The sequence below is a fragment of the Okeania sp. SIO2B3 genome (assembly GCF_010672525.1).
In the GTDB taxonomy this organism is placed as follows: Bacteria; Cyanobacteriota; Cyanobacteriia; order Cyanobacteriales; family Microcoleaceae; genus Okeania.
Genome location: NZ_JAAHGH010000015.1, coordinates 1 through 15915, shown reverse-complemented (window position 1 = coordinate 15915; position 15915 = coordinate 1). Strand labels below are relative to the sequence as shown.

General features: G+C 35.2%; 10 protein-coding genes. 5 read left to right on the top strand and 5 right to left on the bottom strand.

Going from position 1 to position 15915, the window contains the following annotated elements:
- Positions 1 to 1165 precede the first annotated feature (1165 nt).
- Both F6K15_RS14695 and F6K15_RS14690 read left to right on the top strand, forming a co-directional pair.
- Positions 1166 to 2071, top strand: a complete 906-nt coding sequence (locus F6K15_RS14695) for a phosphodiester glycosidase family protein (protein ID WP_293061868.1) — start codon at positions 1166 to 1168, stop codon at positions 2069 to 2071.
- Positions 2072 to 3622: 1551 nt separating this feature from the next.
- The gene (locus tag F6K15_RS14690; RefSeq protein WP_293061866.1) at positions 3623 to 4984 is read left to right on the top strand and encodes an ArsB/NhaD family transporter; all 1362 of its coding nucleotides are present in this window, start codon (positions 3623 to 3625) and stop codon (positions 4982 to 4984) included.
- A 987-nt stretch (positions 4985 to 5971) separates the two neighbouring features.
- On the opposite strand, the gene F6K15_RS14685 is transcribed toward F6K15_RS14690, so the two are convergent.
- Positions 5972 to 7447, bottom strand: coding sequence for an alpha-amylase (locus F6K15_RS14685; protein ID WP_293061864.1), 1476 nt, complete (start codon positions 7445 to 7447; stop codon positions 5972 to 5974).
- A 585-nt stretch (positions 7448 to 8032) separates the two neighbouring features.
- Between F6K15_RS14685 and F6K15_RS14680 the strand changes: the two genes are divergently transcribed.
- Entirely contained in the window at positions 8033 to 8803 is a 771-nt protein-coding gene (locus tag F6K15_RS14680; protein WP_293061862.1) for a class I SAM-dependent methyltransferase, read from the top strand.
- 1259 nt (positions 8804 to 10062) lie between these two features.
- Here F6K15_RS14680 and F6K15_RS14675 read toward each other — a convergent pair.
- On the bottom strand, positions 10063 to 10218 hold the full coding sequence (locus tag F6K15_RS14675; protein WP_293061860.1) for a hypothetical protein: 156 nt from the start codon (positions 10216 to 10218) through the stop codon (positions 10063 to 10065).
- Positions 10219 to 11023: 805 nt separating this feature from the next.
- On the opposite strand from F6K15_RS14675, the gene F6K15_RS14670 reads away from it, so the two are divergent.
- On the top strand, positions 11024 to 12751 hold the full coding sequence (locus tag F6K15_RS14670; protein WP_293061859.1) for an alpha/beta hydrolase: 1728 nt from the start codon (positions 11024 to 11026) through the stop codon (positions 12749 to 12751).
- Between the two features lie 234 nt (positions 12752 to 12985).
- On the opposite strand, the gene F6K15_RS14665 is transcribed toward F6K15_RS14670, so the two are convergent.
- Both F6K15_RS14665 and F6K15_RS14660 read right to left on the bottom strand, forming a co-directional pair.
- Positions 12986 to 13123 carry a hypothetical protein gene (locus F6K15_RS14665; RefSeq protein WP_293061857.1) on the bottom strand — a complete coding sequence of 46 codons (138 nt, stop codon included), beginning with the start codon at positions 13121 to 13123 and terminating at the stop codon, positions 12986 to 12988.
- A 2-nt stretch (positions 13124 to 13125) separates the two neighbouring features.
- Entirely contained in the window at positions 13126 to 13566 is a 441-nt protein-coding gene (locus F6K15_RS14660) for a helix-turn-helix domain-containing protein (RefSeq protein ID WP_293061855.1), read from the bottom strand.
- A 396-nt stretch (positions 13567 to 13962) separates the two neighbouring features.
- Between F6K15_RS14660 and F6K15_RS14655 the strand changes: the two genes are divergently transcribed.
- Positions 13963 to 14985 (top strand): tetratricopeptide repeat protein, encoded by a 1023-nt coding sequence (locus F6K15_RS14655; RefSeq protein WP_293061853.1) that lies wholly within the window; start codon positions 13963 to 13965, stop codon positions 14983 to 14985.
- Between the two features lie 436 nt (positions 14986 to 15421).
- On the opposite strand, the gene F6K15_RS14650 is transcribed toward F6K15_RS14655, so the two are convergent.
- Positions 15422 to 15664: a hypothetical protein gene (locus tag F6K15_RS14650; protein WP_293061851.1), complete on the bottom strand. Its 243-nt coding sequence runs from the start codon at positions 15662 to 15664 to the stop codon at positions 15422 to 15424.
- Positions 15665 to 15915: the final 251 nt, after the last annotated feature.

Here is a 15915-nt window from a genome sequence, read left to right as displayed (position 1 = left end):
GCAAGTAAATACAGTATTAATCTCTAGATTTCCATTAACAGACCAAAGTGCTGTAACAATATTTTATTAAATTGGTATAATTGCCTATAATAATAGGCTGTTTGTAAACAAAGGATTAAGTAGGGTGTGTGAGGGCACACTTACCATTTCTGAAATAATTGTCGGTTTTACACCTTGCGCACCGCGTGTTGTGGGAGGTGTGGGTTACGTAACACTAAATCTCAAAAATTTGCTATGTATCTTTGTAATGGGGAGGTAAGCATTCGGCAGTCAGCTATTGCTTTTAGTTTTAGATAAAAGCTTTACTAATTGAGGCAGAATTTATACTGAACTATAAAAGCTGGCGAAAACAGTCTGTATTTATTAAACCCAGCTTCTTCTACATAAATTAGATTTTTCTTATCTATTTTTGTTAACTTTGTCCTGAACTATGTTCATTTTTATTAATCTACTTCTGGCTAGCCGTCAGTTTTTTTTGCAGGTAATCAGATCGCTTTTGAGAGACTGTTTGTCAAATAAGTATTAATATCAAGTAATATTGTTTCCTTGAGCGGGGGAGCGGGGGAGTTAGGGAGTGGGTGAGGGGGCAGGGTCTATTTATTGTCACGCGAGCGAAAAATTGATAGGGGGATGGGGAGATGGGGACCCACCCCTAGCCCCTCCCCCCCCCAGGAGGGGAATTTGGGGGGATGGGGAGATGGGAGATGGAGATATTTGTATATTTGCACAATTAAATGTACTTCATATTAATATTCTCCCCAGGCAATGAATTAGCCCTGGGGTGAGGGGGGGGGAGTAGTAAACATAAGAATAATACACTCACTGTCTAATAATGGCTCAAAACGTGATTGAATCCTGTTAATTATTTAATCATTGAAGTATTGTATAAAAAAGCATTCTTTTTGATAAATGGTATAGCGTTTTTATCTGGGATGTGGAGACCAAGTGCTATGAAACAGGCATGGAAGGAATGGTAAAGCAGGGAAAACAGCATTAACATTAAATAGTAGCAAACACAAGTATATAAGGCACTCAATCAGCGCGCTTTTTTTCTTATAAAAAAACTCAATCTATATTTACATCTCAAATCAAAACACTACATAACACACTAAAGCTAAAATATAACAGATTCTTTGTTCTGCTATAGTTATGAGGACTTGATTTAATGTCTCGCTCTAGAATTTTTACATGGCGATCGCTGTTGATTATTAGTATAGTTTTCTGCTTGGTTTTACTACTAACAATTACTACTATACTTGCTGTTATTCGTCCACCTCGAACTAACACTAATTTATTACTATTTCCAGGTATTATTTATCAAAGATTTGCCTTTTCTCAACCCCGCCCAGTCATGATTCATGTTGTTACAATTGACCTGAACACCCCTGGAGTAAAAGCATTAGTCACACCAAGAATTTCTACTTCTCCAGATATGAAAATTCGCGCCCGCACCACTTCTGAATTTGTCAATGAATTTGATTTACAACTAGCAATAAATGCCAATTTTTTCTCCCCCTTTTATGAAAAAACTCCTTGGGATTTTTACCCTAAAAGTGGTGATTTAGTTAATGTAGTTGGTCGGGCAATATCTAATGGTGATGACTACTCTATAATTGATAGAAACTGGCCGACTTTATGTTTAAGTATTAATAATTATGCTCAAATATCAAATAATTCTATTTGTTCGGCTCAAACTATTCAAGCTATTTCTGGTAATTTAATTTTAGTTGCTAATGGTCAAGCAGTTACTCTGCCAAAAAATTCACCTTTGAATGAGAAACCCTATCCACGGACAGCAGTAGCAATTAATCAAAGAGGAGATAAATTATGGTTAATTTTAGTTGATGGTAAACAGCCTTTTTATAGTGATGGTCTTACTTTGGTAGAATTAACTGAATTTATTATTAATTTAGGTGCTGATAAAGCATTAAATTTAGATGGTGGTGGTTCAACAACTTTAGTAGTAAGTTCTAATTCCCAAACTAAATTATTAAATTCACCAACTCATACTCTTGTACCTATGCGCGAACGTTCAATTGCTAACCATTTAGGATTTTATGCTTTACCTTAGACCGGAAATAGGTAAAATTATACCATTTATTCAGTGGGGGAGTGGGGGAGAATTCAAGAATTTATAATTGATAATTTATAATTTAGAATTACTTCTTCTGATAAATAAGAGGATTGGTGAAAAGGATTTTTTTTCTTTTTTCTCCATGAATGGAGAGGCTTTATACCTGGATTTTTCGGTAAAAATAAGAATAATTAATGTTAAATAGCTAATACCAATTTCATATACTTAAACAACACTTTTTAAGAATTAAGAATTAAGAATTAATAATTACCTCTCCTTGAAAAGAAGAGGATTGACTAATAATGAAAATTTTTTCTTGTTTTTCCTTTAAAGGAGAGGCTTTAAACCTTATACCTGGATTTTTCGGTAAAAATAAGAATAATTAATGTTAAATAGCTAATACCAATTTCATATACTTAAACAACACTTTTTAAGAATTAAGAATTAAGAATTAATAATTACCTCTCCTTGAAAAGAAGAGGATTGACTAATAATGAAAATTTTTTCTTGTTTTTCCTTTAAAGGAGAGGCTTTAAACCTTAATTATTCGCTAAAAGTAATCTATCAAGCTTGAAAAACAAGATGTCAATTTATGTGTAGTTTGACCTGAGGAAATTAGTATAACAATTATCAAAGAAGTGATAAGGCTAGTGTTATATCATGTCCGGTTGAACAGTTATAAATAAACGACGGAGGAGTCAGGAGTCAGGAGTCAGGAGTCAGGAGAAAAAAAAAGAGGGAAGAAGAAGGAAAAAAAAGGAGAAAGTTTTTTCATCACTAATTAGGGCTTGCTGATTAAATATCAAAGCATTGACTGATATTGGTTTGCTGCCTTTTTTGGTCGAAAAAATGCAAGCTTTTCGGTCTAAATAGCTGCATAAAGCTAGTATTTTGGGATAATTATGGCAAAAAAATCAAGGGACAATTTTTACGACTACCTCGTCTATAATTTCCATTTCTCCCCTCCTGGGAGGGGTTAGGGGTGGGTTGTCTCCTGTCTCCTGTCTCCTGTCTCCTACCCCTACCAAAAGACTTTCCATACGCAAACCCTAATTATCCGGACATGATATTAATTACTGAATAATTGAAGTTCTACCTAAATAGAGGATCACTGTTGGTAATTGGTATTATTCAATTTTTTTCCTTAACTAAGCCCTGACTACCACTTATATTATGTCTATTTAATTAGTTATAATAAATTTTTGAGGTGGTAGGTCGTAGGTGTCAATTCAAGAGATAAAATTGGAAACGGAGCATAAGTTTGAAATATTCCTTCAAGAGCGCTTTTATTATACTTAATCATCCAGCCATGGTATCACTAAAAATTAGTCTATTAATATTTTTGAAACTTGTATAAATCTGGATACGATATGAATAATGTTATAGTAATTTTAGAAAAAAATTCACAAAAACAAATAATAATCGCCTGTATTATATCATATCTGGATAATCACTCATCAAGAAACTTTCTCCCTTCTCACCTTTTCTTTCCTTCTGCCTTCTGCCCTACTTCTTCCAAAGTGTAAGTATTCAACCGGAAATAATATTATGGGTTGGCAAATAGTGTTAAGTTCATTGATTTTTTTAGGTACTCTAATTCTTATTTTATGGCATCAAAAAGGTTTAGATATAGGTTTCAGTACAATGATAGGAGCTTGTCTAACACTGACAACTGGCCTAGTTTCTCTAGCAAATCTGCCTACATTGATTTGGGCAATTTTAGTAAATACTACCTTTACATTACTAGCTTTAATAACTATTAGTTGGATATTGCAGCAAAAGGGAGTTTTTCGTTGGTTCGGTTTTCATATTGCTAATTGGAATCTGGGTAGCGGTAAACTTTTATTTGTCACACTGCTAATATTAGTAGCTCTAGTCAGTGCTATTTTCACTAACTACGGTAGTACCTTATTATTTCTACCAATAGTAATTGAAACTCTAATTTTACTCAAGTTTACCTCTACAGAAATCCTCCCATTTCTGATAGCTTGTGGCTTAGTTACTGACATAAGTAGTCTACCATTTTCTATCAGTAACTCAGTCAATTATATTGCTGCTAGTACATATAATATTTCTTTTGGTAGTTATATAATGGTAATGCTACCTGTTAGTTTCGTGACAATTACTATCAGTATTATTGTTTTGTTGTTTTACTTTTGGTCTGATCTTCCTAGGAAATATAAAAACTTTAGATTCAGAAAAAATTATCTAGAAAGAGCATTACCAGCAGCCAGTATAGAAGCAAAAATTAGACTGAAACTTGCTGAGGAAAATCAAAATAAACATAATTTATACCTACAATCAGAAGAGTTACTTGAGAGTGAAGAGATTCACAAAATTTCAGTTAATAGTTGGCAGAATAATTATCGATTCCAATATTTTATTTCTCAAACTAAATTTTTAATAAATCGGTGTTTTTCTCTCTTTAAATTGATATTTGATCCTTTCCTACCAGTTATTTTATTTATCTGGGGAATGTACATAATAGTTTTTGGTCTGAGTAACTATGGTTTAACAGATGTAATTAAATATTTGTTAGTTCAAATCTCTGGATGGGGATTTTCTCTAGCTATTATTACTACTGGTTTTTTATCTGCATTTATGAGCGCAGTCTGTAATAATTTACCATCTTCTTTGATTAATATATTGACAATTGAAGCTGCACCAATAATAGATTCTAATATTTCAGAAGCAATGGTTTATGCTACTATTATCGGCTGTGCAGTGGGTGCTAAAATTACTCCTATTGGTAGTCTGTCTACTCTATGTTGGTTTTATATGATGAAGCGACATGGTTTTCAAATTAGTTGGAAAAATTACTGTGGTATTAGTTTAGCTATCATTTTGCCTATTTTATTTATTAGTCTTTTGAGTTTAATTATTTGGCTGCCAGGAATGCAAATTAATTAGGGTTTGCTGAAAAAGTCTTTTTTAAGGAGTAGGGGACCCACCCCTCGCCCCTCCCCCTCCCAGGAGGGGAAAAGGGGAGTAGGGGAGTAATTTTTGGGCTACTCTCCTGCCCAAAATGCTGACTTTTTGAGCATAAAGAGGCTTTGTTGCATGAAAGTAGCGTTCTTAATATCCATTCCGCAGCTATATCGCTATGTTTGGCAATTATTGATGTTCATTTATCTATTGTCCAATAGTTATTGTTCTGTACAGAAAGCGTTGGCGGAGCAAGTGCGGCAGCTATATCGCTATGTTTGGCAATTATTGATATTCATTTATCTATTGTCCAATAGTTATTGTTCTGTACAGAAAGCGTTGGCGGAGCAAGTGCGGCAGCTATATCGCTATGTTTGGCAATTATTGATGTTCATTTATCTATTGTCCAATAGTTAAAGCTGTTTCCGCGCGTTATGAAGTACATATCCGGAGCAAGTGCGGCAGCTATATACTTTCATGCAACAAAGCCACATAAAGAGCTAAAAAATAGGTACTTTTTCCAGAGCTAAAAAGGCTAAAACCTTTATCTATAAATGCTTTGAAATTTAATCAGCAAGCCCTAATTAGGGTTTGCGCTTCACTAGTCTTTTTTAAGGAGTAGGGGAGTAGGGGAGATTTTTTTTGCCCAACTATCGCCCAAAATACGCTCTTTCTTTGAGCATGAAGAAGTGAAAACCAGGTACAATTTCTAGACCTAAAAAATCTAAAACCTTTACCTGTAAATGCTTTGAGATTTATTCAGCAGAGCAATAATTAAATGTGAATATACTAATCATATAGAACCCTTATGAAATCTATTTAAGAATAGAGATGGGGAGATAGGGGGATGGGGCGAAAAAGACACCTAGAAACAAACATCTATTGCACAGTTTTAGGTGTGCCACTCTACTACTAACTACTCGATTAGACTTCTCCCCCACTACCTCATTCCCTCACTCCCCTACTCCCTCTTTATTCTTGTAACCAAACAGAAACTGACCCGCCATTACACCGAAACTTAGCCCAACCAGACTCGTTAGAATAAATGGGTTCCTGAATATGTTCCGTGAGGTCATAAAACTTAGCATTTGCCTGACCCACTTCCATCCACTTGTAACCTGGATAGCTATCACTCATAATTACAGCCATTGCTTTCGGATGTTCCTCATTACCCAAACGGGTCCAACCAACAGTATTATAATGATCGAAATAATCATATTGCTCGCCATAAGCAAAGTATTTGCGGGCAAAAAGCAACTTATCAATTATCCAACGGTGGGATGGTAAGAAAATCTTGTAACGGTTACCATCTTTCCCATAGTCTTCATACTCTGTACCATAATAGTCAGCATAAAAAATACAAGGGTATCCTTCACGACGTAACAAAATAATGGCATAAGCTAAAGGCTTGAACCAAGATTCAACAGGAGCTTCCAATGCTTGTAAAGGTTGTGAGTCATGGTTTTCCACAAAAGTCACAGTATTAATCGGACGTTCCTGCATTAAAGTACCGTTGAGAATATAGCGCATATCATAATGCCCACCTGACTTACTCGCATAGTAAAAGTTGTAATGTAGGGGAACATCAAACACAGACATTTTGCCACGAACTGAATTGATATACCAGTGCAGGGTATTAATATCGTTGAACCAATATTCACCCACCATAAATAAATCTTTCTGAAAATAATCCTCTAATATATCAATCCAAAGGGGAAAAAACCAAGAAGAAATATGTTTAATGGCATCAAGTCGAAAGCCATCAACCCCCGTAGTTTCCAGATACCATTTACCCCAACGTATCACTTCATCGCGAACTTCTTTACTCTGGAAATCAATATCACATCCCATTAGATAAGCGTAGTTGCCATTTTCCAACGCTACATAATCATCAAAGCTTTTCCTGTCAAATAAATAAATTGTATTTTGCTCTTTGCTGTAGTCATCATAATCAACCGCATCAAAATGCCACCAATGCCACTCGAAGTCAGAATACTTTTTTTGCCGACCGGGAAACGCGAAATGAGTATAAACTTTAACTTCACGCATTCCTCCCTTTGGATAAATACGGTTATTTTTGGCAAAAGGAGTTGCTTTGACAATTTCAGTTCTATCAGCACCCATGCGGTGATTGAGAACTCCATCAGCATAGACCTGGATACCAACATTATGTAAAGCTTGAATAGCATCTAGATATTGTTGGCGATCGCCATATTTTGTCCTAACAGTACCTTGTTGGTCAAATTCTCCCAGGTCATACATATCGTAAACCCCATATCCTACATCATAAGTGCCGCCTATACCTTTATAAGCTGGTGGTAACCACATTGCAGTAAAGCCTGCATCTGCTAATTCTTGGGCATTACTTGCCACTTGATTCCACAGGATTAGATTTGGGTCAATATACCAGTGGAAATATTGCATCATTACGCCGTTAATTTCTGCCATCTTAGGACATCCTCATAGTTACTAATTTGATTATGGCTGTTTAGTGGGGGTGAAGCAATAGTGGCATTGTTGGAGATAGTACAATTGCGTAACGGTTAAAACCCGAGGTAATTAGGGCTTGCGGATTAAATCTAAAAGCATTGACATATAAAGACTTTAGCCTTTTATGGGTCGAATTGCAGTAGCTGGTTTTCAGCTCTTCACGCTCAAAAAGGAGCGTATTTTAGGCTCATAGTTGGGCAGATAAATCATTCTTACAAAACTTAGCCCCTACCTCTTCGCTCATTCTTATTTCTCCCCTCCTGGGAGGGGGAGGGGCGAGGGGTGGGTTGTCTCCTGTCTCCTGACTCCTATCTCCTGACTCCTGTCTCTTGTCTCCTGTCTCCTGTCTCCTATCTCCTATCTCCTATCTCCTGTCTCCTATCTCCTGTCTCCTGTCTCCTGTCTCCTGTCTCCTGTCTCCTGACTCCTAGCTAAAAAAACGCGCATATTTATGAAGATATGATCGGGGGTTCTATATGCCATGACTTGATAAATGAGTTAAAGTTATCCAAAGTAATATTAGTTAAGGTATGCTGAGATCCAATGAACCCACTAAGTCGGTTTTCCGATCGATCCAAAGATTATGCTCAGTATAGACCCAATTATCCAAAAGAAGCGGTCGCTTTAATAATTTCTGGATTTGAAAATCCTTCAGAATTAGTAGCAGCAGATATTGGAGCTGGTACAGGAATTGGTTCTAGAATGTTAGCTGAACAAGGTATTAATGTAATAGCTATTGAACCAAATATTCAAATGAAAAATGCTGCTAAATCTCACCCTTTAATAGAGTTTAAAGAAGCAACGGCAGAAGCAACTAATCTTCCTAATGAATCAGTTGATTTAGTAACTTGTTTTCACGCTTTTCATTGGTTTAATCTCGAACCTACTCTACAGGAATTTCACAGGATTTTAAAACCATCTGGCAAATTAGCACTTTTATGGAATAACTGGAATAGAGAAGATGGATTTACTAAAGAAAATAGTAACTTAATGAAGCAGATATCTAAACATCATCCCAACACTAAAAAAAAGCGACATGTTTCAATTGCTTCTATAGAAAAAAGTTCCTATTTTGTCAATTTTCAACATTCAACATTTGCTCACAGACAAGAGTTAGATTTACCAGGATTAATAGGTCGTATTATGAGTTCTTCATCAGTGCCAAATCAAGGTTATGAACGAGAACAAATTACGGCAAGTTTGAAAGCATTATATGAGCGATGGGTAGATAAAAAAGGTTTAGTTTATTTAATATATCGTACAGAAATATATATTGCTGAACCCAAGTTAATAATTACTCCAAATCAGTTTTGACATAATTTAGAGTTGATTTACTTTACCGAAAAATTGTGGTTTAAAGCCTCCCCTTTTAAGGGGATAATAAAAAAATTTTCATTATTAGTCAATCCTCTTCTTTTCAAGGAGAGGTAATTATTCATTATTCATTATTCATTATTAATTGTTGAAAAATCAGCTCTAACAAAAGAATCTTAAGAAGTTCTGTTGTAATTAGGGCTTGCTGGTTAAATCTAAAAGTATTTACAGATCAAGGTAAGTGCCTTTTTGGGGCATTTAAAAAGTGCCTGGGAGTCAGCTCTTCACGTTCAAAAAGGAGCGTATTTTAGGCCTGAGTTGGGCAGATAAATCATTCTTACAAAACGCCCGCTCCTACCTCCTCGTTCATTCCCATTTCTCCTGTCTCGGTCTTTCCCCTCCACGGTCGGGAACCGCGGGTGGGTTGTCTCCTACCCTCACCCATAAGACTTTTTCAGCAGACTCTAATTAATTAAGTAGGTAGGTATAATTAAATGTAAAATGTCATCGTGACTGGAACTGAGTTGAAGGAAGCAATCTCAATTACTTCTGGAATTTCCATTTTACTAATTATTTATGTCCGTCTAATTAAATAGATTTAATATGAAATTAGGACTTACCGAAAAATTGTGGTTTAAAGCCTGCCCTTTTAAAGGGATAATAAATAAAAATTTTTATGATTAGTCAATCCTTTTCTTTTCAAGGAGAGGTAATTATTAATTATTAATTATTCATTATTCATTATTAATTGTTGAAGTACCTCATGCGTAATACCAGTTCAAAAAAAGAATGCTATAAAAAGTGCATCTCGGTCGGATATGCTTAAGAATAGCTTTCCAATTTATTTTAGATAGTTATCTCTATTTTTTTTCCATTTTTTTCAAAATTTACTCATTCTTCCTTCTTGTTTCTTCCTTCTTTCTTACTTCTACTATTTATAACAAACATTTATCAAATTGGTATAAGTTCTGAGATAATAATCATTATTCCTCTAGCTACCTTTTCAAGAGCTAGTAGAAACACTAATGGGTTATCTCAGTTCAGAAATATTAATATGATGTGTTTTGACTATCAATACAAAAGTTGCAAATAAACTATACATTTAGTTTGCTTCTTATATGAAATACATAGGACTTACGCATATACGCTATATATAGCGCTCACAACTATTGGACAATAGTTATTGAACTCTATAAATAGTGCCTTTGCGTAAGTCCTGATACAAAAAATTGTGCAAATATAGGAATCTCCCCATCTCCCTATCTCCCCATCTCCCTATCTCCCCATCTCCCCATCTCCCCATCTCCCCATCTCCCCATCTCCCCATCTCCCCATCTCCCCATCTCCCCATCTCCCCATCTCCCTATCAATCTTTGGTCGCAAACATTAACGTATTTCATATTATTTTTAGTCACTGTTAAGAGTAGAAAATTTACTACAAAAGTTTTGGAGTTGATGATTTACAAAGTTTTACGAGTTTAGGAAATAGGGAATAGAGATTAGTATTAAACTGTACCTCTCGCCTCCTCAAAAGTGTTATCAATCCTTCTATTTTTCTGATGCGCCTTTAGCAATATATGCAAATTAAATGTTCAATTACTGATTTAATATTTTGATTGATTTGTCGGCAAATAATATTATAAATTGACGAAAAAAATCAGTATAAAACGATGCAAAAACTAATTTAACACTCTGACATACTGAATTATAGTATCTCCAAAGGCACTTTCAACAATTAATAATTAATAATGAATAATGAATAATGAATAATTAATAATTACCTCTCCTTTAAAACGGATAGGATTGACTAATTATGAAAATTTGTCTTCTCTTGGTTGATTGGATATGGTGAGGAAACCCGTTCTTGCAGACCCGCTCCGCTTTATATGTTGCGGAGCAAAACGCCATCCCACCCTACGGGAAGCTCCGAATATCGACCGCTTTTATCCCCTTAAAAAGGGAGGTTTTAAACCACAATTTTTCGGTAATTCACAAATAAAACTTAGAAGAAACGATAAACATTTTTTTTCTGCAAACCTGAATTAATCTCAATTATTTATATACGAATTATCCCTCTGATAAAGCAATAATTTATTAGGGGATAGTGTACTTATTTGTCTAGCATTAATAATTGTAGGGTTAGTATGCTTTCTCGAAAAGCAGAAGAGGCGACTGAAAAGTTATTAATTAATCTTAGGAGTAATTAGGAGTAACATAAGAGTGAAAAATAAAGCATTTCCAGCACAACAAATAAACAAGAGCAAAAGCAATTCTTCTACTTTAAGTCGTTGGTTTAAATCTCTAACCCTAAGTATAATTCCTGCTCTTTTAACCGCTTTACCAGTGAATGCAGCCAAGCAGGTTTCTGTTGGTCACAAAGGTCTGAATATTTTTATTCCTGTATCAGCATTAGAAAATTATGCCAAAAGTGGAGAAATCAGCTATGAACTAGCTAGCTATATGCTAATGTTAGAAGCTGAAAAAGAAGATAAATATCGGGAACTATTACAAAATCGCTATAATTTTCCTCCTCAGATAGTCTCTCAATTTATTAACTCGCCCATGGGAGAATTATTCCTCAGAAATTTAGGACAAGTAATCAAAACTTCATCAAATTCTGAGAATGAGAATTTAACTACTGTTGAAAATGAAAATGGTGCTGAGGAAATTAGAACTGCTTTATTAAAGGCGGCAAATGATGCTGAAGGCTTAACTATCATAAATTTTATCCGTCATTTTCCCAGTGATACTATATGGTTCGATACAAAAGAAATTTTGGCTGTAACTGAAAAAATCACTGCTGTACAAAAAGACACAAAAACTTTTATAGAAACTGTAGCAAATATCACACGAACAGAAGCTTACAAAGAAGAAAAAGTAGATTTTTCTCAGTTACCAGACATTAGGAAAAAAGGACAATATAGCTTTGAAAAGCAAAAAATTATCCTACAAGATGAAGGACGCGATCGCCATTTTTCAGTAGAACTTTATTTACCTAATATCTCTTCAAAAGAAATATCAATTCCTGTAGTTGTAATTTCTCATGGTTTAGGTTCCAATGGAGTTAACTTTAAAAGTTTAGCTAAACATTTAGCTTCTTATGGATTTGCTGTTGCTCTACCCCAACATCCAGGTAGTGATTATGAATATATCCAGAAATTTTTAGCAGGTAAAACTAAGGATATGTTCCACGGCAATGAATTTATTGACCGCCCCTTAGATATTTCTTTCTTATTAAATGAATTAGAACAGTTAAATCAATATCAATTCCACAATCAATTAAACCTGAAAAAAGTAGGTATATTTGGTCATTCCTTTGGTGCTTATACTGCTTTTGCTTTAGCAGGTGCAGAAATTAACTTTCAGCAACTAAAACAAGACTGTGGCCCACAAATGGAAGTTTTAAATATGTCCCTGCTACTACAGTGTCGTGCTTTGGAATTAAAGCCTCAAAAATATAACTTGAAAGATGATAGAATTGGAGGAATATTTGTACTCGATCCAGTCAATAGTAGTTTATTTGGAAAAGCTGGTTTGAGTCAGATTAAATTACCTGTGTTGTGGGGAAGCGCAAGTGAAGATAAAATTACTCCTATTGTTTTAGAACAAGCAAACTCTTTTACTTGGTTGACAACTCCTGATAAATATTTGGTCTTAACAGAGGGAGCAGATCATATCAATATTGATTTTGGGGCAATTAGAGAAAATAGTTTCACTTCTCTAGCAGAGTTGATTCAACCAGATCCAGACGTAGTCAATGGTTATGCTAATGCTTTTGGTTTAGCATTCTTCCAAACTCATGTCGCCGATCGCCCTGAATATAGTTCATATTTGCAAGCATCTTATGCTCAGACCATTGGTGAACAACCTTTTAATCTGAGTTTTGTACGGTCTTTATCAGAAATTCAGTTAAGTAAAACATTGAAACAGGCAAGAAAAACTAATTGAGATTATCTCCGGTTGGGTATCTAAAGAGTGGGGTGTGAGCTATGGGAAATAATATTAGCAAACCTAAATCATTCCCCAAATTATCATTCAGACAGATGGTCAAAAAATTTTGTCCTGCTGTACATGAATTTGCAATCAGTTTTTTGATTACCTGTTGCCTGAGTAATATCATGTTCGTTTAATAGTGCAATAGAATTCTGTTCCGCTTTCCTACAGAATGCTACGCAAACACGATCAAAAATTTTCTTCTCCTCTTGCTTCTTTTTCACTACTTACTTCTGTACAGGCGAATGGCCATTCGCCCCCTATGACTCCTGACTCCTTCATCGTTAATTTATAAGTATTCCATCGGGCATGATATAAAGACACCATAACTACTTATTTTTTGTGAGTTTACCTTTTAACTGATATCTGACTGTGGAATAAACTGCTTTGTAGGAAGCATTGATATTATATTCTTCTTTCAACCATTTTTGAATTTCTCCATAACTCTGAAAACCATTATCAGGGTCGTTAAGTCGTTTTTGTAACCCATCTCGTGCTTCTGGTGGGATTGCTGGTTTGCGCCCCCCACTTTGTTTGACCTGTAATAACCCCGATAATCCTTCCTTGCGATATTGTCTCAACCACCTTTGTACTGTAATTCGATTTACTCCTAAAGTAACTGCCAATTCTTTGACAGTTGCCACTTGACCAATTTTAAATAGATATAGTGCCTGAATTTTCTGAAAGCCACTAGCAGTTTTTTGGCCATTTAGCAATGTTTTGAGTTCTGGGACTGTTTCTGTAATTTCTATTTTACATACCCCGGCCATATTTGTTTCCTCTCAAGTCCATACTGCTGTTCTGATATAAAAATCTTTTCTATCATATCTGTAGCATACAAAAAAGTAAATTATTCTGATATTTTTTTAACTAAGACTTAAGAGCAAAAAATATAAGGTAATACAATTTATCAAAAATAATGCTACAAAAATGAAATAGAAAATCTATATTTAGAAGAATCAGACCCAATTCTTTTTCCGACCTATTTCTATCATTTTGTAAGCATTCCGCAGGAAATGCTTACATCATTTTTTCTCTTTATATCTTCTTCTCTCTTCATTTTACTATTGCGATAAAATTGGTATAAGATATGGTAAATAAAAAAAAGCTAACGGCTAATATATGATGTGCTAATTGCTTTAATGATGAAATTGAAAGGAGCAACTATGGGTCAGAGAAACCCAGTCAAAGTTATTATACTTATCCTAGCTTTAGGTTACGGCATTTCAATTTTTTGGCTAAATAATGTACAAAAAAAATCCATAGCTCTAGCTCAAGCAAAGATAGCTAATTTAGGAGATATTAATCAAGATTCTGATGTTAATAAACTTAGAGCTGCTCTAACTCAATTGCCAGAAGCAATAAATATTTTAGAACAAGTTATTCAACTGCCTGGTGTACCCTTACAACCTGTATCTAGAGAAATAACTAAACTAAATTATCAACTCATTGCAGTCAAGCGAAAACTATATTTAGCAGAACACGGATTAATCTATTTAAGGTTAGCAAAACAATCTGCAATGTCAGCAGCTTTATTAGTACAAAATCCTCCTCATCCTGTTGATACTTGGTATCAAGCACAACAAAAATGGCAATACGCAATTAATTTATTAGAAGAAATTCCTGAAGAAAGTTTTTCATATCCAGAAGCTAGAAAAAAACTCAAGCTTTATCGAGAAAATTATCAAGTAATAACTAAAAGATTTAATTTTGCCAAACAGGCAATTAATCTAAATAATCAGGCTAAACAAAAGATGGAAGCAGGAAATTATCAAGGTGCTATTAAGGATTTAAATAAAGCTATAAGTCTTAATCCTGGTCAAAGTGAATCTTACTTAAGTAGGGGAGTTGCTTATTCTCAACTGGGAAGAAGAACAGCAGCGATCGCTAATTTTAATCAGGCAATAGAAATTAATTCTGAAAATGCCGAAGCTTATTATTATCGAGGGGATGAATATCTACAAATAGGAGAGCAGAAAAAGGCTCTTCAAGACTTAAATAAATCTATCAAGATTGATGCTAATAATCCTAAGTCATACTTTAATAGAGGCATAATTTATTACTTAATTGGAAATCGAAGTGAGGCGATGGAAAATTTTCAGCAGGCGGCTTTTTTCTTTGGGTTAGATGGTGATTCTGATAATCAAAGAATTGCAGTAGATATGTTAGATAAATTTCAACAAAATTAGATTTAATTGCAGGAAAAGGAGTCAGGAGTCAGGAGTCAGAATTTTAAAGGTTTTCAGTTCAAATTAACTATTATAAAAATTGTCACAACCAATGCGCGGTATAGCAGTCTAAGGAAAGGTTAGGACAGATCAAAAGCTTAAAACTCAGACAAAGTAATATTTTTCCTTCGGCGTTGCTGAACCAAAAGATGAATCTTTGCAGAAAAGGTAAATCTCATCTTTCTGTTTCTCTAAAACTATAATACCAATGTGCAAATATGCAACGCCCCCCACACTCCCCACACTTCCCTTTTCTCAATATATTCCTATTCAGCATTGCATAATTGCGGGATGATTTTGTCAGAGAGCAGAAAATAATCCCCGTGTCTCCGTGTCCTCGTGTCCTCGTGTCAGCCGAAATCATCCCAGTATTCAGCAACGCTCTATTCCCTGTTCCCTAGCGCATAGCGCTTAAATACTCCCAAGCTTCATTAAGAATCTGACTTAGCAGTTGTCTTTGGGCCATATTTAATAAATGATCGTCTGCTAGAACCTCCTCCTTAAGTTCCTCTATAGACTTTCCTTGGGAACGAGCAACATTAACTACGCCAGCTATAGCTAGAGCTACAAGTTCATCGTTAACTGGTTGTTGTCGCAAAGCAATTACTTCTAGATCGCTTGTGGGTATAGGATAGTTCATATCTAAATGCTTCATAAAACCGATATAAAACGTCTCTGTTGGTGCGCGTTCCCTCTCTTGGTCAGCATTCCGCAAGCGAGCTGTCGTCGTCGCGGGGTCTGACCGCTTGTGTCTTACGCCGACGAGGGGTCGCACCGCGTAATTAGGGCTTGCTGAAAAAGTCTTTTTTAAGGAGTAGGGGACTCACCCCTAACCCCTCCCAGGAGGTAGGGCTGTTTCATTCTCGATAGACACGGGGACGCGGAGACACG